At 70.2% G+C, this 20884-nt stretch carries 15 protein-coding genes; 7 read left to right on the top strand and 8 right to left on the bottom strand.

From position 1 onward, the window contains the following. Positions 1–45: 45 nt before the first annotated feature. The 3 genes from K8640_RS22170 to K8640_RS22180 are packed head-to-tail and all read right to left on the bottom strand — an operon-like array spanning position 46 to position 2623. A complete protein-coding gene (locus K8640_RS22170) occupies positions 46–1068 on the bottom strand; it encodes an ABC transporter substrate-binding protein (RefSeq protein ID WP_223748839.1) in 1023 nt (340 codons plus the stop codon). Positions 1069–1091: 23 nt separating this feature from the next. Then, positions 1092–1874 carry an ABC transporter permease gene (locus K8640_RS22175; protein WP_223748840.1) on the bottom strand — a complete coding sequence of 261 codons (783 nt, stop codon included), beginning with the start codon at positions 1872–1874 and terminating at the stop codon, positions 1092–1094. Continuing rightward, a complete protein-coding gene (locus tag K8640_RS22180) occupies positions 1871–2623 on the bottom strand; it encodes an ABC transporter ATP-binding protein (protein WP_223748841.1) in 753 nt (250 codons plus the stop codon). Before K8640_RS22180 ends, K8640_RS22175 begins: the two co-directional genes overlap by 4 nt. 271 nt (positions 2624–2894) lie before the next feature. Between K8640_RS22180 and K8640_RS22185 the strand changes: the two genes are divergently transcribed. Further along, entirely contained in the window at positions 2895–5363 is a 2469-nt protein-coding gene (locus K8640_RS22185; RefSeq protein WP_223748842.1) for a PKD domain-containing protein, read from the top strand. A gap of 370 nt (positions 5364–5733) precedes the next feature. Here K8640_RS22185 and K8640_RS22190 read toward each other — a convergent pair whose 3' ends face one another. The 3 genes from K8640_RS22190 to K8640_RS22200 all read right to left on the bottom strand — a co-directional run bounded on the left by K8640_RS22190 (position 5734) and on the right by K8640_RS22200 (position 11564). Then, positions 5734–6462, bottom strand: coding sequence for a hypothetical protein (locus tag K8640_RS22190; RefSeq protein ID WP_223748843.1), 729 nt, complete (start codon positions 6460–6462; stop codon positions 5734–5736). A 159-nt stretch (positions 6463–6621) separates the two neighbouring features. Then, positions 6622–9999: an ATP-binding protein gene (locus K8640_RS22195; protein ID WP_223748844.1), complete on the bottom strand. Its 3378-nt coding sequence runs from the start codon at positions 9997–9999 to the stop codon at positions 6622–6624. Beyond that, positions 9996–11564 carry a PAS domain-containing sensor histidine kinase gene (locus K8640_RS22200; protein WP_223748845.1) on the bottom strand — a complete coding sequence of 523 codons (1569 nt, stop codon included), beginning with the start codon at positions 11562–11564 and terminating at the stop codon, positions 9996–9998. The genes K8640_RS22195 and K8640_RS22200 overlap by 4 nt, the downstream gene beginning before the upstream one ends. A 418-nt stretch (positions 11565–11982) precedes the next feature. Between K8640_RS22200 and K8640_RS22205 the strand changes: the two genes are divergently transcribed. After that, complete coding sequence (locus K8640_RS22205) at positions 11983–13308, top strand: hypothetical protein (RefSeq protein ID WP_223748846.1); 1326 nt, start codon at positions 11983–11985, stop codon at positions 13306–13308. A 98-nt stretch (positions 13309–13406) separates the two neighbouring features. Next, the gene (locus K8640_RS22210; protein WP_223748847.1) at positions 13407–13772 is read left to right on the top strand and encodes a hypothetical protein; all 366 of its coding nucleotides are present in this window, start codon (positions 13407–13409) and stop codon (positions 13770–13772) included. A gap of 15 nt (positions 13773–13787) precedes the next feature. Here K8640_RS22210 and K8640_RS22215 read toward each other — a convergent pair whose 3' ends face one another. Both K8640_RS22215 and K8640_RS22220 read right to left on the bottom strand, forming a co-directional pair. Beyond that, positions 13788–14876, bottom strand: coding sequence for a peptidylprolyl isomerase (locus tag K8640_RS22215; RefSeq protein WP_223748848.1), 1089 nt, complete (start codon positions 14874–14876; stop codon positions 13788–13790). Between the two features lie 124 nt (positions 14877–15000). Continuing rightward, positions 15001–16044, bottom strand: a complete 1044-nt coding sequence (locus tag K8640_RS22220) for a hypothetical protein (protein WP_223748849.1) — start codon at positions 16042–16044, stop codon at positions 15001–15003. Between the two features lie 282 nt (positions 16045–16326). Here K8640_RS22220 and K8640_RS22225 point away from each other — a divergent pair, with 282 nt between their 5' ends. The 4 genes from K8640_RS22225 to K8640_RS22240 all read left to right on the top strand — a co-directional run bounded on the left by K8640_RS22225 (position 16327) and on the right by K8640_RS22240 (position 20657). Further along, positions 16327–17862, top strand: coding sequence for a hypothetical protein (locus K8640_RS22225; RefSeq protein ID WP_223748850.1), 1536 nt, complete (start codon positions 16327–16329; stop codon positions 17860–17862). A 201-nt stretch (positions 17863–18063) separates the two neighbouring features. Beyond that, the gene (locus K8640_RS22230; protein ID WP_223748851.1) at positions 18064–18603 is read left to right on the top strand and encodes a TetR/AcrR family transcriptional regulator; all 540 of its coding nucleotides are present in this window, start codon (positions 18064–18066) and stop codon (positions 18601–18603) included. A 9-nt stretch (positions 18604–18612) separates the two neighbouring features. Next, entirely contained in the window at positions 18613–19839 is a 1227-nt protein-coding gene (locus tag K8640_RS22235) for an MFS transporter (protein ID WP_223748852.1), read from the top strand. 89 nt (positions 19840–19928) lie between these two features. Continuing rightward, positions 19929–20657: a hypothetical protein gene (locus tag K8640_RS22240; RefSeq protein WP_223748853.1), complete on the top strand. Its 729-nt coding sequence runs from the start codon at positions 19929–19931 to the stop codon at positions 20655–20657. The last annotated feature ends 227 nt before the right edge of the window (positions 20658–20884 follow it).

Raw genomic sequence — 20884 nt, forward strand, 5'->3', positions numbered from 1 at the left:
GCCACCGGGTCCTCCCGCTTGGGGCCTGACCGAGTCCAGACTCATTCACTCCCGCGCGCCGGTGAACTCCGGCAGCAGGTACTCGTCCACGGAGGGGGCCTTGTCGATGAGGCCCAGCTCCACGAGCTGCTGGGAGAGTTGCTCCCACCGCTCGCGCTTCATCGCGCCCAGGCCCCGGGCCTTCGTCTCCTCGGTCTCGATGAGCGGCTTCTGGGTCTCGGCCCCCGCGGCGAAGGTCTCCGCGTCCATCGTCGTGTTCAGCTTGCCCATCACCGCGTTGGTCGGACCCGGGTTGTCCAGATACGCGCGCCAGCCCTCGCGCACCGCCGCCACGAACGCCTTCACCTGCTCGGGGTGCTCCTTCCAGTACTGCCTCCGGGTGATGACCACGGCGATGTACGGATTGAAGCCCTCGTCGGCCACCAGGAACACGGCCGGCGTGGCGCCCTGCCGCTTCGCGGCGATGGGCTCGGCGGTGACGAAGCACTGCTGGGCGAAGTCCTTGTCCGCGAGGAAGCGCGCCACGCCGCCGTCGTAGGGCACCACCTTCACCTGGTCGAAGCTGTACTTCTTCTTGAGGAAGGCCACGTAGGAGAGGCCCGGCTCCAGCGCCACCGTGCCCGAGGACAACACGTCCTGGATGCCCTTCGCCCCTCGAGACGCGTGGGCCATGATGGCGTGCGGCGACGTCTGGTACACCGCGAACAGCGGAATCACATCCAGGCCCCGCGCGCGCGCGGTGATGATTTCATCCGCGCCGCTGATGCCGAACTCGGCCTTGCCCGTGGCCACCATCTGCTGCACCGGCGCGCCCGCGCCGCCGCCCAGGATGTCCACCTCCAGGCCATGACGGGCGAAGGCCCCCGAGTCGCGCGCCGCATAGAAGCCGCCGAACTCGGGCTCCGGCACCCAGTTGAGCGCCAGCTTCACCTTGGCCAGAGCGGCCTTCTGAGGCGCCGGGGTGCCCGCCTGGGCGCCTGGCTGTGGCTCCTCCTTCTGGCGCGAACAGGCGCTCGCGACCACCAGCAGCCCCACGCACCCCAACAGCTTCACGAGACGTCCGCTCACGTTCTGCCTCCCTCCCACGTGACTCAATTCCCCTGCGCCGACGGGTGCCAGCGCCGCAGCAGCCGCGCCCCCGTGAGGCTCACCGCCCCGAACAACACCAGCCCCAACCCCGACGCCGCCAGCACCGCCGCGAACAACAGGTCCGTGCGCAGCTGACGGTACGCGGCCAGCACCAGGATTCCCAGCCCCGCCGAGCCCTCGGAGAAGCCGGCGACGAACTCGCCGACGATGGCCCCGATGACCGACAGGCCCGAGGCAATCTTCAACCCGGTGAACAGGTGCGGCATCGCCGCGGGCAGCTCCAGCTTCCACAGCGTCGCGAAGCGCCCGGCGCCATACAGCCGGAACATGTCTCGCAGCGGCGGCTCCACCGAGCGCAGCCCGGTGAGCGTGTTGGCGATGACCGGGAACAACGAGACGATGAAGGAGGACACCGCGACGGCCCGAGGGCCCGGGCCGAACCACAGCACCAGGAGCGGCGCGATGGCCACGATGGGCACCGTCTGCAGGAAGAGCGTGTACGGGTAGAGCGCGCGCTCCACCATCCGCGAGGACGCAAGCGTCACCGCCACCAGCACGCCCAGCACCGCGCTCAACCCGAAGCCCACCAGGGCCGCGCGTCCCGTGGTGAGCGCCGCGCCCAGGAGCGAGCCCGCCTCCCTCGCTCCCACCGCCCCCACCGCCGAGGGCGGAGGCACCAGCCAGACCGGGACCTCGAAGAGGCGCACCGCGGCTTCCCAGAGCGTCAGCAGCACGACGAGCGCCACCAGCGGCGGCAGCGCCGCGCGAAGGGCCGTGCGGTTCACCAGCGCTCTCCTTGCTCCAGCGCCTCGTGGAGCAGCCGGGCCTCGCGGGCGAAGGTGGCCTCGGTGCGCAGGGCCGCGCCGCGCTCCGTGGGCAGCTCCAGCGTCCGGTCCAGCACCACTCGCGCGGGGCGCCGCGACAGGACCACGGCGCGCTCGGCCAGGTAGGCGGCTTCGGAGATGGAGTGGGTGACGAAGAGCACCGTCATCCCCAACTGACGCCACAGCGCGCGGAGCTGGTCATCCAGCCGGCCGCGCGTCAGCTCGTCCAGCGCGGCGAAGGGCTCGTCCAGGAGCAGCAGCCGGGGGCGGGTGACGAGCGCGCGCGCCAGGGACACGCGCATGCGCATGCCGCCGGACAGCTCGGCGGGATGACGGTCCGTGGCATCCCCCAGGCCCACCTGCTCGAGCACGGCGCGAGCGGCGGCCCGTCGCTCCGATTCCGGCACGCCGGTCAGCTCCAGCGGCAGCGCCGCGTTGTCCAGCACCGTGCGCCAGGGCAGCAGGTGCGCGTCCTGGAACACATAGGCGATGGGGGCGCGCTCACCGGGCGTGCGCTCCAGCGTCGGCGTGAAGGTGATGTGCCCGGCCTCCGCGCGGTCCAGCCCGGCCACCAGCCTCAGCAGCGTGGACTTGCCGCAGCCGGAGGGCCCCAGCAGCGCCACGAACGCGCCAGGCGCGACCTCCAGGTCCAGCCCCGACAGCACGGCGACGTCACCCGGGAAGGTGCGGCGCAGGCCCTCGACCTTCACGCGGACACCCCCACTTCCGGAGACGGGGGGCAGGGGAGCGGGGGGAGCGAGGCCGGGAGGCGCCATGGAAGGGGTGTTTCTAACCGTCCTGCCCGCCCGAGGCGAGCGTGGATCTCGCGTCCAGGGCGTGGGCGGGGGCGCCCCGTGGCCCTTCCGCCGAAGGGCCTGAGTGATGCTGCAACAGTATCATGATGACTGATTAAGTCGGAAATTCATGTAATTTGTGCTATATCTGAATACTATGATGGTGAGCCAAGGAGGGTTCTCCATCATGCGTCTCTCCCGCCGGGCGATGCCCGGACTTCCCATGTTCGCGGTGGTCTCACTGCTCCTCCAGGCCTGGGGCGCCACCGAGGCCGAGGCCGCCGAGCGGCGCTTCCTGGTCGACTTCGGCGACGGTCCCACCGCCACGCCCGGGTGGAACAACCTCCACTTCGGCTCCACCGGCTCATCGCTGAGCAACCTGGTGGACAGCGCGGGCGTGGGCTCGGCGCTGTCGCTCCAGATAACAGACGGGTTCTGGCAGGGCTGGACGGGCGCCTACAACGGTGGAGGCACCACCGCGAGCACCGTCTATCCCGCGTCGGCCACGCGGGACACGTTCTTCATCGGCACCAACGAGGGGACGACGGACACGCAGGCGCAGGTCCGGCTCTCCGGGTTGGCCATCAATGGCACCTACTCGCTGCGCTTCTATGCGTCGCGGATGGCGGGGGACTCGGCGGACCGGACGACGCGCTACACGGTGGGCGCGCAGACGGTGGAACTGCAGGTGACCAACAACATCGACGGCGTGGTTCAGCTGACGAACCTGGTGCCCTCGAACGGCGCGCTGGACATCACCGTGACGATGAAGCCCGGCGCCCTCTTCGGCTACCTGGGCGTGCTCGAGGTCATCGAGCAGGACGGCGGCGTGGTGGTGAACCAGCCGCCCGTGGTGAGCGCGGGGGCGGACCGCACCGTGCCGCTGCCCACCAACACGGTGGCGCTCCAGCAGTCCTTCTCCGACCCGGAGGGACAGGCCACCACCTTCGTGTGGTCGCAGGTCTCCGGTCCCACCACGGCCAGGCTCTACCAGAACCCCTGGACGCCGCTCGTCGCGGGCAACCTGGAGCAGGGCACCTATGTCTTCCGCCTCACGGTGACGGACGCCCTGGGCGCGAGCGCGTCGGATGACGTGAGCGTGTCGGTGGTGCCGAGCACGGGGAGCGGCACGCCCACCCTGCGCACCCTCACCTCGAAGTCCGTCACGGCGAGCGGTAAGGTCATCCACTATTACGAGTCCCTGCCTCGCGGGTACGACACGGACCCGAACCGCAAGTGGCCGGTCATCATCTTCCACCACGGCGTCGGCGAGAAGGGCAGCACCCCCGAGTCGCTGCCGAGCGTCCTGGGCAACATGACGCTCGTCCGGGACAACGTGCCGCTGGAGTTCGACATCAACGGCGTCACCGAGTCCTTCATCGTCCTGATTCCGCAGCTCCACGGGAACTACGGCGACTGGCAGGACTTCTTCACGCAGGCGATGATCGACTCGGCGAAGGCGAACCTCCGGACCGACGCGGACCGCGTGTACCTGATGGGCTTCTCGCTGGGCGCGTTCCACACCTGGAGCTTCCCGCAGCGCTCGGACACGAACGCTCGCCAGATTGCCGCCATCGTTCCCTTCTCGGGTGGGCGCGTCTACAGCGTGAACGGCGTGTCGCAGATCTGCCGGCTGGCCACCGAGGACGTGCCCGTGTGGGCCTTCCACGCGGCGGACGACGGCACGGTGCACGTGAGCTACACCGACGCCGCGGTGAACGGGCTCAACGCCTGCTCACCCGCGCCGGATCCGGCGCCGCGCTACACGCGCCCCGCCACGGGGAACCATTGGATCATCGGCTCGGGGGCATCGCCGACGCAGCCGCCGGCCAACAACATCTACCACTGGATGCTCTCGCACCGGCGCGTCAGCACGCCGCCGCCGGTGACTCAGCGCACGCTCACGCCCAGGGTGACCACGGTGCCCAAGCTCTGGAACGGGCAGATGGGTTACTACGAATCCCTGCCGCGAGGGTATGACGCCAACCCGAGCCGTCAGTGGCCGCTGCTCATCTTCCTCCACGGCATCGGGGAGCGTGGCAACGGCACGACGGAGCTGCCCCGGGTGCTGAGCCATGGCCCGGCAGCGCAGATCAACGCGGGGCACCCGCTGGAGTTCACCATCAACGGGGTGACGGAGTCCTTCGTGGTGCTCATCCCCCAGCTCGGCGAGGCCGGCGCGAGCTGGCATCCCTATCAAATCGAACGCCTGCTCGACGTGGCGCTGGCGGGCCTGCGCATCAACCCCAAGCGCGTGTACCTGACGGGCCTGTCGCTGGGCGGCTTCGGGACCACCGCCTTCGTGGAGTTCTCGCTCGCCAACGCGCAGCGCATTGCGGCCATCGCGCCCACGGATGGGGCCCACTACGGCGGCATCATCTGGACGCCGGACCTGGACAACGTGACGACCAACGCGTGCTACCTGGCGCAGGCGGACGTGAAGGTCTGGCAGTTCTACGGCGCGGATGACGCCAGCTGGGGGAGGACGGCCACGGACTTCGTCGCGCGACTCAACGCCTGCTCCCCCCCGTCGGCGCCGGTGGTGACGCGCTACGAGAACGTGGGGCATACGGCCTACGGCCGGGCCTACGCCACGGACCACACGTACCACTCCCCGAACCTCTACGAGTGGCTGCTCGCGCAGCAGCGCCCGTAGTGATGTCCCGCGGCCCCGCTGCTCGCACGGAGCGGGGCCCTGGGCCTACTGGACGCGCCGCAGGTACGCGCCCGGAGCGCACGTCCGCAGTCGTCCGAGCTCCGCCACCGCGCCCTCACGGGGACGGGCGCGGCGCTCATGAGCAGCACGGCGGTGGCGAGGACCGCGCCCGGACGACGGCGCGGCGGCTTGGGAACAGCGGGAACGGACACCGGAGACTCCGCGTGAGGCACTTCCCCCGGAGTCTGCACGGCCTTGCCCTCGCTCGCACCCCTCATGCGCTCGTGGACACCACGGTCTCCTGTCGAGGCATGCAGGGGCAGCAGGACACCCCGGCCCGCGGGCGGCTCGGTGGTCGCGGCTCCCGACCTCAATACACAGAGCCTTCTTGCGCGATGTGCATCACCAGCACATGGCGCATGGTCTTGCCCATCCACTCATCCAGCTCCGCGATGAGGCCGGTGATGACGTTCATCCCTCGCGGATTGATGGCCGGATAGATGAGACCGTGCCAGGGAATGTTCCGGACGTGGAGGGGCGGGCCCCACGCTCCCACGATGGGCACCTCCCGGAAGATGAAGTCGAGGATGGCCCGCAGGCGTCTGGGAGAGGGTGTGACGTCGGGGCAGCGCCAGGCCAGCAGCTTGGCGGCGGCGACATCCATCATCTGCCGGACCTGGGGTTGCGTGTCGTACATGTCCTCGACAGTCCGCGTCTTGTCGAGCAGTTCCGCGGTCTCTATTTCATTCCAGCGGAAGATGTGGGTCCGCTGCTTCAACGCCTCGCTGCATTCCGACAGCGCCAGGGCGAACAGTGATTCGAAGTGGTCTCCATAGTCCAAGGCAAGTGCCCGGGCCTTGGGCTCGGACATGTTCATGGCCATTTCGTTGAACTTCATCACCTCGTCGGCGATGAAAATCCCCAACTGGCCCGAGGTCTTGCCTTCGAGCTCTTCGAGCAGCTGTCTGGCGATTCGAGGCGTGATGAGCTCCTTTGCCTTCCGATTGCAGCTGATGGCCACCAGCATGTTCTTCTGGTCCGCGTCGGCCAGCGAGTTGAAGAACAGCAGTTGGGGAAATGGGGCGCCTGGGGTTTCCATGGAGTCTCCTTGGGCGTCTGGGAGACGCGCCACGGATGCCGAGGTGAGGGGAGTATTGAGTATGTCTATTGGCTGATGGCGTGGATGACAACTCTTCGAGCGTGTCATCCACTCAGTGCCGTGCCCGCATGGGGATGTTTCTGCGGGGTGGGGTCCAGCTCAGCTCGTGCTTCGACCCGAAGCCAGCCGGGGCAGCACGGCGATGAACGTCGTTCCCTGGCCGTCCTGGGACGTCACGTCGACGGTGCCCCCGTGGGACTCGACGATGTGCTTCACGATGAAGAGCCCCAGGCCGATGCTGCGCCCCGTGTTGCTGTCCGCCGTGCGGGCGCGCTGGAGCGGACGGAAGAGCCGCTCGCGGGCGTCGTCGGGAATGGGCGGTCCCTCGTTGTGGACGGACAGGACGACGCGCGGTGCTTCGCCTTGGACACGCACCGTCACGCGCGAGCTGGCGGGGCTGTATTGAAGCGCGTTGCCCACCAGGTTGCCCAGCACCTGGGCGATGCGGTCCGAATCCCACTCACCGAAGGCATCCCCGTCCGACTCCACGCGCAGCTCCCGCTCCGGGTGGCCCATCTGCAGCTCCTCAATCACCTGCTGTGACAGCTCATGCAGGTCCACGGGCCGCCGGTGGATGGGCAGACCTCCGCCCAGGCGCACCTGGGTGAAGTCCAGCAGGTCATGCGTCATCCGCACCGCGCGCTCCGCCGAGGCCTGGATGCGCAGCACCGAGCGCAGGTTGCGCTCGCTCAGCTCCTCCCGCCGGGCCAGCACCGACGCTCCCAGCTGAATCGCGCTGAGCGGGTTTCGCAGGTCATGGCTGACGATGCCGATGAGCTGCTGCTCGAACTCCGCGCGCCGGCGCGTCTCGGCCTCCTGGCGCTTCTGCTCGGACAGCTCGTGCGCGATGACGGCCACGCCCACCGGCTGGCCCGTCCGGGCGTGGGTGAGGGTGGAGATGGCGTAGCGCACGGGCAGCCGCGCCCCCGTCCGGAGGTTTCGCGCCTGCAGCTCCCCCTCCCAGCGCCCCTTCGTCGCCACGCCGGGCAGGAGCGTGTCCTGGACGAAGGGACGGTCCTCCTCGGGGAAGTAGTCCAGCAGGGACGTGTGGCGCGCCGCTTCCTGTCCCGGGACGCCGAGCATCCGCTGGCCGGCCTCGTTGAGATACGTGATGCGGCCCTCGGTGTCCGCGATGCCAATCGCATCCGAGCTCTGCTCCACCACGACGGCCAGGGCCTTCCGCGCCTGCTCGACCTGGCGCTTCTCCTCGCGTGCCCTGGCCACGGCGAGGTTGCCCTCCACGCGCGCGAGCAGCTCCCGCGCGGAGAAGGGCTTCACCAGATAGTCATTGGCGCCCGCCTCCAGCCCCTCGACGGTGGCCTCCTCGCCCGCGCGGGCCGACAGCAGGATGACGGGGATGTCCGCCGTGACGGGCGAGGCCCGCAGCGCGCGCAGCAACCCGAAGCCATCCATCCCCGGCATCATCACGTCGCTGAGCACCAGGTCCGGCCGTCGGGCCCGCGCCTGCTCCAGCGCCTCATGCCCGTTGGCGGCCGTCTCCACCGCGTAGCGTCCGCCCAGCAGGCGCTGGACGTAGTCGCGCATGTCCACGTTGTCATCCACCACGAGCACCGTCTCGCTGGCGTGGGACGTCCGGTCTTCACGGCGCGCAAGCGGGGGCGCCTCGTCGTCGGTGACCTCGATGGAGGCCGGAGCCTCCAGCCACGTCCGCGCTTCGCTCACGAAGGCCCGGAGGTGGGTGGTGTGACCTGGCTCCTGGGGCTTCAGGTGCCCGGCGGGCAGGTGCGCATGGCCCAGGGGCAGCCACACGGTGAAGGTGCTGCCATGTCCCTCCACGCTGCGCACGGCGAGCCTGCCCCCGTGCAGCTTCACCAGCTCCTGCACCAGCGCGAGCCCGATTCCGCTGCCCTCGTAGCTGCGCCCGTGCGCGCCCTGCACGCGGTGGAAGCGCTCGAAGATGCGCGGCAGCTCCGCTTCGGGGATGCCGGTGCCCGTGTCCGTCACCGACACCTCCACCCCGTCGTCCTTCGCCGCGCACGCGACGCGAATCTCCCCGGCCAGGGTGAACTTGAAGGCATTGGAGAGCAGGTTGAGGATGACCTTCTCCCACAGCTCGCGGTCCACCCAGACGGGCTCGGGGAGGGGCTCACACGACACGACGAGCCTCAGGCCGGCGCGCTCCACGGTGGAGCGGAAGGCGCTGGCCAGGTCCGCCGTGAGCGCGCCCAGGTTCGTGGGCGCGAAGGAGGCCCGCGTCCGGCCCGCCTCGATGCGCGAGAAGTCGAGCAGCGTGTTGACCAGCTTCAAGAGCCGCAGCCCGTTGCGGTGCACCGTCTCCTGGCGATGCCGCTGGCGCGGCCCCAGCGGCTCCTCGGCGTCGCGCAGGCCGTCCTCCACCGGGCCCAGCATCAACGTGAGCGGCGTGCGGAACTCGTGCGAGACATTGCTGAAGAAGGTCGTCTTGGCCCGGTCCAGCTCGGCCAGGGCCTCCGCGCGGCGGCGCTCCTCTTCACGGGCCCGCGCGGTGGTCACCGCCGTCGTCACGCCGCTGGCCACCAGCTCCAGGAAGCGGCGATAGGCCTCGTCCAGCGCCCGACGGGGGCTGATGCCCAACACCAGGAAGCCCAGGGGCAGGGCTTGTCCGGGACGGGGCATGGGCAGCACCACCACGGACGTGGTCGCCTCGGGCCAGGGGCCACCGGGCAGCGGCCCCAGGGACTCGGGGAGCTGCTCGAGCCGCAGCGACTCTCCGGTGTGTGCCACGCGGGCCAGGGGCCAGGTGTCCGGGCGGGGCTCCTCGTCCAGGAGGATTCGGGCGGGGGCCGCGCGGCTGTCCGACGGCAGGCCGCTGAGCGCCACGAGGCTCGCCGTGCGCTCCGCGTCATCGGTGAGGTAGAGCAGCGCGAGCGGCACGTCGTTCAGGTTGCCCGCGAGCACGCGCGCCATCTCCCGGCACGTGAGCGCCGGCGTCGCTTGTCCCAGGGCCGCGGCGCTCAGCTCGGAGAGCGTGCGCAGCCTGCGCTCGTTGAGCACGCGCTCGGTGGTCTCGGTGAGCGCGGCGAAGATGCCGCCCACGCCGCCGGACTCGTCGCGGATGGGGCTGTGGCTGTAGGAGAAGTAGCACTCCTCCACGTAGCCGTTGCGGTCCAACGGCATCATCAAATCTTCCACGCGGATGGGCTCGCCGGTGGCCTGGATGCGCTCCCAGCCGGGGGCGAGCATGGTGTCCCACACCTCCGGCCAGGTGATGGAGGCCTCCTGTCCCAGCGCGGCGGGGTGCTTCGTCGCGCCGCAGATGGGACGGTAGGCGTCGTTGTACATCTGCACGTAGCGCGGGCCCCACGCCAGGTAGAGCGGGTAGTTGGACGCCAGGACGATTCCCACCGTGGTGCGCAGGGACTGCGGCCAGCGCTCCACCGGGCCCAGGGGCGTCTTCTCCCAGTCGATGCGTCGGAGCAACGCGCCGCACTCGCCGCCGCCGCGCAGCACCTCCTCCACGGCTCGGGGGCCCCTCATCGCGCCAGTCCTCCCGCGGCGCTCTCACCCGACACCCGGCAGGGCAGGTGCACCGTGAAGGTGGCGCCCTGGCCCGGCGCGCTGCGCACGTCGATGGTGCCCCCCATGGCCCGGACGTTCTGCCGGGTGACGTACAGGCCCAGGCCCAGGCCGCCGTAGTGGCGTTCGGAGACGGCGCGCTCGAACTTCTCGAAGATGCGGTCCATGGCCTCCGCAGGGATGCCGATGCCTTCGTCCCGGATGCTGAACCAGGCGTGCTCCGCGGTGCGTCCGGTCCGCAGGTGGACGGGGTGGCCCTCGCCGTACTTGAGGGCGTTGGCGAGCAGGTTCGACACGGCCTGCTCCAGCCGCGCGCGGTCCCACTGGCCCACCACTTCGCCCAGCTCCGTGTGGATGGGGGTGCTGGTGCGCTGGGATTCGGCGTCGAAGCGCAGGGCCACCTCGTGGAGCAGCGCGCCCAGGTCCACCGGCTCCGGCTCCAGGCGCAGCTGGCCTCCGCTGATGAGCGTGACGTCGAGCAGCTCGCCCACCAGCGTCGACAGGCGCTTCACCTGTCGCTGCATGACCTCCAGGTCCGCGGGCAGCCGCTCCAGCAGCTGCGGGCCGCGGCCTTCCTGGGCCACCCGGGCCAGCGTCTGGAGCTTCAGGTGGAGCGGCGTCAGGGGCGTCTTGAGCTCGTGGCTGGCCACGGCGAGGAACTCGTCGCGAATCCGGATGGCCTCGTCCATGGCGACCAGCAGTCGCTCTCTTTCCTGTTCGACCTGTTTGCGGGCGGAGATGTCGATGACCGAGCCGATGTAGCCCAGGAACTCGCCCGCCGATCCGAAGCGGGGGCTGGCCGAGTCGATGGCCCAGCGGTACCGGCCGTCCTTGTGTCGCAGCCGGTAGTCGAGCTGGAAGGGGAGGTGGTCGGCGTTGGCGGCGAGGAAGACGGTGCCCGCGCGCTCGGCGTCGTCCGGATGCACGGCGCCGAGCCAGCCGAAGCCCAGGCTCTCGGCCTCCGTCTGCCCGGTGAACTCGTACCAGCTGCGGCTGAGATACAGAGAGCGGCCGGTGACGTCCGTCACCCAGAGCATGACGGGGGCGTGGTCCGCCATGTTCCGGAAGCGGGCCTCGCTCTCCTGGAGGGCGCGTTGGGACGCCTTCTGGGCGGTGACGTCCCGCATGGTGACGAAGACCCGGTCGCTGTGCTCCGGCGAGGGCCGGGTCAGGGTGAGCATGACGTCGACGTGGCGGCCTCGCAGCGTCTTGAGCACGGTCTCCAGCTCCAGGCGCGTGCCGCCTTCCCAGAACATGACGAGCTCGTCGGTGAATGCCGCGGCCGTCTCCGGGAGGAAGATGCGGGAGAGGGACAGGCTGCCCATCACCTCGTCACGGCCGCGCGCCTCGAGCAGACGGGCGGTGGCCTCGTTCACGTCCAGGACCTCCACCCAGCCCGCGGCCTCCATCACGAAGCCGGGATGCTCCGCGAGCCAGGCGCGCAGGTCCGTGACGCCCGATGCGCGCAGGGCGTCGAGCGCATTCGTCACGGCGGTGAAGTCCTCCACCCAGAGGGAGACATCCACTGCGTCGAAGAGCTCCGCGTCCCGTGTGCCCCTGGCTGTTCCAGCCCCACCCAAATGTGCCTCCTCGGTACCCCGCTCGCGTGGCCCTGGGTTATCAGCCCGGCCGGGTCGGCCGTGTCACAAAGATTCTGGAGTCGCCAGGAGTCAACGAACAGGCATCTTCCGGGCGTCCACCGCTCGGACGCCTCCTCGGTGGGCCGGCGCCGGACGCCCGCCCGGACGCCCGGGGGGCCGGGCCTGGCTCCGCGTGGCGCGGAGGCGCACGGGCGATGCCATGCGCGTGCGCTCCCGTGTCCGGGACGCGGTGGGATGACTTGTCATTGATAGGGATTGGAGGACGAGGCTGGAGTGGGCAGGGGCCTGACCCGCCGCTGGTTTCGGGTGACCCCCGTGGCGCGAGGCACTAAGAGGGGCCTCCATGTCCCGTCCCTGGGCGACATACGCGCTGCTCTTCCTGGGCTTCTTCGCGGTGCTGGCGGCGTTCCCCGTCTACACCCCCTTCGATTCCAAGCTGACGCTCCCCACCACGCTGTCGCTCCTGCGCGAGGGGAACATCGCCCTGGACGAATACGCGCCCACCTTCCAGGTGCACCAGAACGGCCTCTTCGAGCGCGACGGCCACTACTACAACTACTTCCCCCTGGGCCCCTCGCTCGTCGCCGTGCCCATGGTGGCGCTGGTGGATGGCTTCGTGCGGCTCGTCACCCCCGTGGGCGGCCTCCACCCGTCACTGGGCAAGTCCCTGGCCCACTGGCGCCACCTCCACGACACCACCGGCCTGGTGGACCTGAACGCGTGGAACGAGCCGCAGCGCTACTTCGCCTCCGCGGTCACGGCCCTGGCGGGTGTCGCCATGTTCGTGCTCGGCATGTCGCTGAAGCTGTCCCGCCGTCGCGCGCTCCTGCTCGCCGCCGTCTTCGTCTTCTGCACGCCGCTGCTCTCCACCGCCAGCCGCGCCCTGTGGCAACACGGCCCCTCGCTCCTGTTCCTCACCCTGACGCTCGTCTGCCTCGTGCGCGCACGGGACAATCCCGCCGTCGTCGGCTGGGCGGGCCTCCCGCTGGCGCTCGCCTACGTGATGAGGCCGACCAACGGGCTGTCCGTGCTGCTCTTGTCGCTCTACGTCGTGTGGACCTACCCGCGTCAGGCCTGGAGGTTCTTCGCGAGCGCGCTCCTGGTGGCCATCCCCTGGGTGGCGGTGAACCAGGTCCACTACGGCTCCGTGCTCGCGCCCTACTACGAGCCGCAGCGCCTGGAGTGGTCCTCCTCGCGCGTGGCCGAGGCCCTGGCCGGCAACCTCGTGTCCCCCGGCCGCGGGTTGTTCGTCTTCACCCCCGTGCTGCTCTTGAGCGCCTGGGGCCTGTGGCTGGACGTGCGCGCCCGGACCTTCACCCGCCTGCACGCCGTGCTGCTCGCGGTGGTGGCGCTGCACTGGTTCTCCATCTCCACCTTCCCGCACTGGTGGGGAGGGCACTCGTATGGCCCGCGCTTCTTCACGGACATGGTGCCCTACCTCGTCTTCTTCCTCGTCCCCGTGGTGCGCTCGCTCCAGTGGAAGGGCCCCGAGGCCCGGCGCGGACTGACGGCCACCTTCGCGGTGCTGGCCACGCTGAGCCTGCTCATCCACATCCATGGCGCCAGCTCGCGCGCCGTGTATCGCTGGAACAGCCTGCCGCTCGACGTGGACGAGCACCCGGAGCGACTCTGGGATTGGACCGACCCCCAGTTCCTCGGCCGCCGCTGAGACACGGGGCCTCCGTGCCCTGGTTGGCTGGGGGGCGCTGTCCTATCCTCGCGCGGTGCATCCCCGGTGCACCGCACCCTGTCCCAGGAGCCCCGCCCGTGCCGACGTCCGCCCCGCCCCGTCGAGAGCCACCCCAGGGCCCGTGGGCGCGCTTCCTGGACTTCATGGAGCTGACCTCCCCCGAGGGGAAGTGGGGGTGGGGCCTGGTGCTCGGCCTGCTCGTCATCGGCTTCTGGCCGCTGGCGCTGCTGGGGGTCCTGGACGTGAGCGGGACGCCGCGCAAGGTGCTCGTCGCGCTGGGGCCCGCGTCCATCTGTCTGGGATTGGCCCTGCTCGTGCTGGTGTGCGGCTACCGGTATGGCGAGTCGCTGCGCATGTCGCGCGGCAAGACCTGGGGCCTGGCCGCGCTGTTCGTGGGGCTGGGCCTGGCGGGGGCCGCGGGCCTGTGGTTCAGCGAGAGCTGAGCCCCGAGGGGGCGCTCAGCCCGCCTGGTCCGCGCCCTCGAAGGTGACCTTCGCGCGGTTCATCACGTACTCCACCGCGAGCAGGTACCAGCCCATCTCCGCCAGCCGCTTCGTCGTCTCCGGAGACTCGCGCAGGGCGGCGTGGGCATCCGCGGCGGTGAGCCCGAAGGGCTCCATCTGGAGGGCCACCAGCTGCTCGAGCTTCTCCGGCGTCAGCTGGAGCTTGTGCTCCTCGGTGACGGCCTTCAGCACGATGCCGATGTGCAGCCGCCGCTCGACGTCCGCGCGCGTGGTGTCGTCCGTGAGCCAGCCCTCCAGCGCCTCACGCTGCTCGTCCACGTCGAACTGGTGGTCGACCAGGCCCTGGCCCTCGGCCTGGACCCAGCGGCGGCGCAGCTCCTCGTCCACCAGCGCGCGCGGCAGCTCCACCGGGGCGCGCTGGATGAGCTCGTCCAGCACCAGGTCCCGCGCCTGCACCCAGAGCTCGGCGGCTCCCTGGTCCTCCAGCTCCTCGCGCAGGTGGTTCATCACCTCGTCCAGCGTGGCGCCCATCCCCAGCTTCGCGAGGAACTCCGGGTCGCTGTCCGGCAGCGGCGTCACCTCGTGCGCTCCCAGCACGTCCACCAGGAATCGCGCGGGCTTTCCCCGCAGCGACTCCACCGGGTAGGTGTCCGGAAGCTCCAGCGCGACCTGCAGGGACTCGCCCACCTTGCCGCCCTCGGCCAGCGACTCGCTGAGCCCGGGCAGCATCTCGATGGGCGCCAGCTCCGTCGTCAGGCCGAAGCGCGAGGAGAAGGGGATGAGCCGGCCATCGCAGTAGCCCACGATGTTGAGCTTCACCTCGTCGCCCAGGGCCAGCGGCTCACCCGCCTGCCGCTCGCGCGAGGGGGACACGGCGCGGTGCTTCTCGTGGAAGGCGCGCAGCAGGTCCTCCTCCGTCAGGTCCGGCGGCGTGGGGACCAGCACGGAGATGCCCTCCAGGGAGGGCGCGCTCACGGTGGGCAGCTCCAGCGCCTTGGCGGACACGAGGCTGACCACCGGGCTCATCTTGAGGAGCCGCTCGACGCCCTGACCTGCTCCTTGAGACCCTTGCTTGCTGCTCACGAATGCTCCCGGGAGATAGGCCTGCCAGCGTCCGCGCCAATGGGGGGAAAAGCGACGGCTCGGCATGGACCAGGGCATAGTCCAGCCGAGCCGCTCTGACAAACCCCGCGATGGGGTCGCTGCTCTAGAAGAAGGCGCCCACGATGCTGGACACCGTGGAGACCGCGGCGCCCACCTGGCTGACGATGGGGATGTTGGTGGCGGCGGCGATGGAGCCCACCGCGGTGATGACCGACGTCACCTTCTTGCCAGTGCTCGCGTTCTTGTCCATCAGCGTCGCGCCCGCGTTGGCCACGTCGACCGCGGCGATGGCCACGTTGACGCCCGGGGCGAAGCGGCCCAGCGTCTTGGCGGCGGTGCCGGCGGCGGCCTTCGCGCCCTGCTTGAGCGCGGCCTCACCGACCTCGGAGCCCGCCGTCTTCAGCAGCGCCTTGGCGGCCGTGCGCGGACCGGTGCCCAGGCCCTGGGCCAGGGTGCTGGTCGCCTTCGCCGTCTCGGAGGCGGCGGCCTTGACGGCCCGGCTGACGCCCTTGGCCGTGCCACCCTCGAACAGGCTGGTGGTGGCCGCGTTCTTGACGGCCTTGAGCACGTCGTCGCTGGCGTTGGGGAGCGTCTTCCTGAACGCGTCGACGGCCTTCTTGCCCGCCTCCAGCTTCTCCTTGAAGACGGTGCCGCCGAGCACGCCGCCCATCACCTTGCCGCCCAGGATTCCGCCCGTCGCGGCCGTGATGCCTGCCTTGGTCGCGTCCAGCGAGGAGCGCGTGGCGGCGAGGATGTCGTCCTTGCTGCCGGTGCGGATGGCCTGGCGGATGTCCTTGATGGCCGTGGCGCCCGACATCACCGCGCCGGGGATGCCCGCGTAGCGCGCGGCGGCCTTCATGCCGGCGCCCAGCTTCGTCAGGCCCTTGAACTCACCCGCCTTGTAGGTGGGGTTGCTGACGAAATCGAGGTTCTTGCCCGTCAGCAGGCCCTCGGCGCCGTTCTTGATGTTCTTGATCTGCTGGAAGGCGTCCTTGCCGTACCCGAAGGCCTTCGCGCTCTGGGTGGCGACCGCCGTGGCGCCCTTGATGAGCTCCTTGTTGTCCTCAACGGTCTTCTTGACGTCCTGCACCGTCTTCTGGACGTTCGTGCGGACGGTGTTGATGGTCTTCCGGATGTCGAAACCCATGGTGGGGCCTCACGAATTCAAAAAAGAAGGAACTTGCCGGGATTATCGCGATCAGCCCGCGGGAGTTGCGTCGGGGTCGGTCCGAAAACCATATTGAACGGATGGTTTTTTATCCTGACTCCGTGTAAAAGCCGGAACTCCACAATCACCCTCATTGAGCACGTGTCCTGGTGCCCCCCGGCCCGGGCCGCGGCAGGGAGCGGTATGCGCAAGCTGTCCATGGTGGGCGTCATGTTGTGCGGAGCATGGGTCTCAGGCTGCGATGGCGGGCTCCAGGAGCCCATGTCCCAGCCTCCTTTGGGGGGCGCTGGTGGCACCGCGGCCTCCGTCTCTTCCAACCGCCAGGCGGTGGTCTCCCCCGCGCTCGAGGCGGCGCTCGCCTGTGTCGAGGGGTACGTCGCGGCGGGGACGTGTGATTGGGCGCACTGGAGCGAGATGTGGGAGACGTGCAGGACGTACGAGCACGCGGAGCTCGAGGACGGCCTGTTCCTGGAGGAGGTCCAGTCGGACGCCTGCACGGCGGACAACTGGGCCGCGCTGCGCGCGAAACTGCTCGCCCCGCGTCTGGCGCCCGTGGTCCTGCGCGACGACTGTCACGGCGACTCGACCATCCTCCAGGAGTCCTCGGCCAACGGTTGTTACGCGCTCCCCGCCGGGGCGGGGGCCTCGTACGTCGACGTGGCCATCGGCAAGGCGGTGACGCTGCATGCCGGGGCGGACTGCTCCGGGGACTCGGTCACCGTCGAGACCAGCGCCAACCTCTGTGAGACCTCGTTCGCGAGCGGCGCGAGCGCGAACGACGGCGTGCGCTCGTACCGGGTCCAGGACGTGGAGGCCCCCGCCTCGCCCTACCGGTACACCTGCTCCGCGTCGGAGCCGGCGTGCGTCGAGAACCACAACAAGCGGCTGGGCGCCATCAACAAGAAGCACACCGTCAAGGTCGTCCGTGTGACCTACGCGGGGCGGAGCACCCCCTCGCTGTCCGACATCCGCAACAACGTCCGCGACCTCTACTCGTTCTTCGGCGTCGCCTCGGGCGGGCAGGTGGGGCTGGAAATCACCGCGTCGCAGACGGTGGAGGTGACGAGCGCGAACTGCTCGAAGGCGAAGAACCAGGCGGTCCAGAAGGCCCGCTCGAACGCGTTCCTGACCGTGTACTCGATGCCCAGCGGCATGTGCTCCGTCTCGAACGCGGGCTCCAACCGCGTCTTCCTCAAGGGGGGCCTGTTCCGTGACTATGCCCACGAGGTCGGCCACGTGCTGGGGCTGGCGCACGGCAACACCCGCAACCCGACGACGGGTGAGGTGGACCACTACGGTGACTCGAGCACGTACATGGGCAGCAACGGCTCGGACAACTACAACCTCCCGCAGCTGCACTGGCTGGGGTGGACGAAGAAGGAGGACCTGGTCCAGGTGAACTCCGTCGTCGACAACGGGGGCACCGTCGACATCACGCTCCGGCCGGTGGGGCGCAACGCCGAGAGCAGCAACCCCCACCCGCTGGGGGCCGTCTGGGACATCCCCGGCACGGACCAGCGTTTGTTCATCGCCGTGCCGAAGCCGCGCCTCAATGGTTCGAATCAAATCGAGGGCGGCACGGTGTTCGTCTATCGCGCACCCAAGTGCGTGGGCTGCACGGGCATGGCCATGGGGACCATGGTGATGGCGCGGTTCGGCGCCGAGTCCGTCAACGAGCACGAGGTGCAAGGCCTGTTCATCCGGCCGGTGCCTCCCAATGATGACTACGTCGTCATCCGCGAGGACGGCAAGAACATCAAGGTGTTCAACTCCGTCACGCTGCGCATCCGCAGGTAGCCGAGGGGGCGCGGCCGGGACGGGGGCGTCTGGTTCGTCCCTCCGTCCTGGCCGTTCTCGGGAACAAAGTCGTTCCGGTCCGTGTCGATATGTACGAACGTACACATGCGGGAGCTGTCCCGTGTGGGGGGCTCGTTCGAACCTTCGATTCACGCTCCGGGGCGCTCACGTCGAGGCCCTGCCGTGGCAGGAGTCTCCGTGGTGAAGCGCCGCAGTGACCCGGCCCGACGCGACCGCATCATCGACGCGGCGCTGGAGGTCATCGCCGAGGGAGGGGTGGCGGGGACGTCACACCGGCGTGTCGCCGAGCGGGCGGACGTGCCGCTGGGGTCGATGACCTACCACTTCACCAGCATGGATGAGCTGCTTCGCGAGGCCTTCACCCGCTTCGCCGAGCGGGTCAGCGAGCGCTTCGCGGCGCGGCTGTCGGCGGTGGAAGACCGCGAGCAGCTGGCGGCGGCCATCGTCGAGCTGGTGCACGAGGACCTGGTGGCGGGGCCGGATGACCTGGTGCTCACGCTCGAGCTGTACACCCTCGCGGCCCGGAAGCCCGCCTTCAGGCAGATCACCCACGACTGGATGCGCCGCAGCCGCGCGGTGCTCGAGCGCCACGTCGACTCGCGGACGGCCCACAAGCTCGATGCGCTGATCGAAGGGCTGTTCATCCACGTCAGCCTCGACGCCACACCGCATGGCCGCGACGTCACTCGCGACGCCGTGCTCCGATTCCTCTCCCCCTAGAGCCGCCTCATGAACTCCTCCCTCCCTCCGTCGGTGCCTCGGGCGCACCGCGCGGCCCGCGCCGCCGTGGCGGTGCTGTTCCTCACCAACGGCGCCATCCTGGCCAACCTGCTGCCGCGCTATCCGCAAATCAAAGCGGACCTGGGGCTCACCAATGCGCAGTACGGGCTCGCCATCGCGTCCTTCCCCTTCGGGGCGTTGATGGCGGGGCTCGCCGCGGGAGCCATCATCCGTCGCTTCCGCTCGTCCCGGGTCGCTGTCGCCGGCACGGTGCTCACGGGGCTGGGCCTGCTGCTCGCGGGCCTCGCGCCCTCGTGGGCCGCGCTCGCCGTGACGTTGTTCCTGGCGGGCAGCATGGACGCCATCACCGACGTGGCGCAGAACGCGCATGGCCTCCGGGTGCAGCGCCTCTATGGCCGCTCCATCCTCAATTCGTTCCACGCGCTGTGGAGCGTGGGCGCGGTGGTGGGCGGGCTCATGGGCGGGCTGGCGGCGGGGCTCGCTGTTCCACGGGGCCTCCACCTGGGGCTCTCCGCGCTGCTCTTCTCCGGCGTCTCGCTGACGGCCTTGCGCTTCCTGTTGCCCGGGCCCGAGCCCACCGAAGCCTCCGGGGCCGCCGCGCACGCGGAGGGGGCTTCCGTGAAGCGGGGAGCGGGGCGACTGCGGCTCGTGTTCTCGATGGCGGCGCTGGTCCTGATTGCAAGCAGTGGCGTGCTCGTGGAGGACGCGGGGATGACGTGGGCGGCGGTCTATCTCTCGGGCACGCTCGGGGCGAGCGTGGCGGTGGCTTCGTTCGGCTACGTGGCGCTCGTGGGGGCGCAGTTCATCGGGCGGCTGTTCGGGGACCGGCTCGTCGACCGGTTCGGACAGCGGGCCGTGGCGCGGACGGGCGGCGCGCTCGCGGCGCTGGGGATGGGGGGCGCGCTGTTGTTCCCCTCGGTGCCCGCCACCATCGTGGGCTTCGCGTTCGCGGGCTTCGGTGTGGCCACGCTGGTGCCCGCGGCGATGCACGGCGCGGACGAGCTGCCCGGGTTGCGGCCCGGCACGGGCTTGACGGTGGTGAGCTGGTTGATGCGATTGGGGTTCCTGCTGTCGCCCCCCGTGGTGGGGCTCATCGCCGACGCGGTGGGGCTGCGCCTGGGGTTGCTCGTGGTGCCGCTCGCCGGGGGGCTCGTGATGGCGCTGGCGGGTGTGCTGTCGGCCAGGCGCGTGACAGCGCCGCGAGGCGGAGGCTGAGCCGCGGGCCCGCATGAGGGAGCGGCCCACTCGGTGGAACGCAAGGCAGGACCCGGGGTGTCTGAAGGCGACGCCCCTGGAGACCTCGAGTGCTGACCCTCGTGATGCTGACCCTGCTGGCCGCGCCTCCCGTGGAGGTCGAGGTCTTCGTCCCGCTGTGTGACAACGCGTTGATCGAGTGTGGCCGGGCTGCCGCCGGGGCTCCGCGCGCGCTGGAGACGAACCTCTACTGGGGCGCGATGTACGGCGCGGAGCGGTACCTGTCCCGGGCTCCTGGCTTCAAGGTGATGAGCCGCGAGCCGGGGCCCGAGGGGAGCGTGGTGCTGCGTGAGCTCATCCTCGAGCGGACCCCCGCGAAGGGGGAGCGACCCGTGCGGCTGAAGCTGCTGGCCTACGCAGGCGACGCCATCGACACGGCGCTGGAGGACTTCCTGCGCGCGGCGGCGGGCGCCAGTCGCGCCGACCTGCTGGTGTGGGCCGGGCATGACCGGCTCATGGACCGCGAGCCTCCCCAGGTGAAGGTGCCACCGGGCGCCACGCCCCGGCCCGTGGTCGTCCTGGCCTGCATGAGCGAGCAGTACTTCGGCCCGGTGTTGAAGGCGCTGGGCTCGACTCCCATCGCGCTCACGCGGACGTTGATGGCGCCCGAGGCCTATCTGCTGGAGGCGCTGGCCAGCACCGTGGCGCGGCATGGGCCCACGGAGCCCACCGCCCTGCGCACGGCGCTCGTGGAGGCGTATGCGCGGTATCAGCGCATCTCGCCGCGTTCCGCGGGCTCCGTCTTCTCGAAGCCGCCTCCGACGAAGGCCGCGCCATGAGCGCGCAACAGGCGAGGTCTCCCTGGCCCAAGGGCGCCACGTTGAACGCTTCGTGTGCGGGAAGGACGGTCACGCCGGTGGAGTGACTCGCTGGCGCCGTGCACGCGGTCATCCAGGAGTCTCGACTCCCGATGGACCGAGGGGCGCTTCAGCGAGCCACCTCCGGCTCGCTCCTCACCGGGCGCGCTCGACTCGGGCGGGCGGAGAACTCCCAACCGGGCAGGGCC

It is taken from the genome of Myxococcus sp. XM-1-1-1 (genome assembly GCF_020037095.1).
Lineage (GTDB): Bacteria > Myxococcota > Myxococcia > Myxococcales > Myxococcaceae > Myxococcus > Myxococcus fulvus.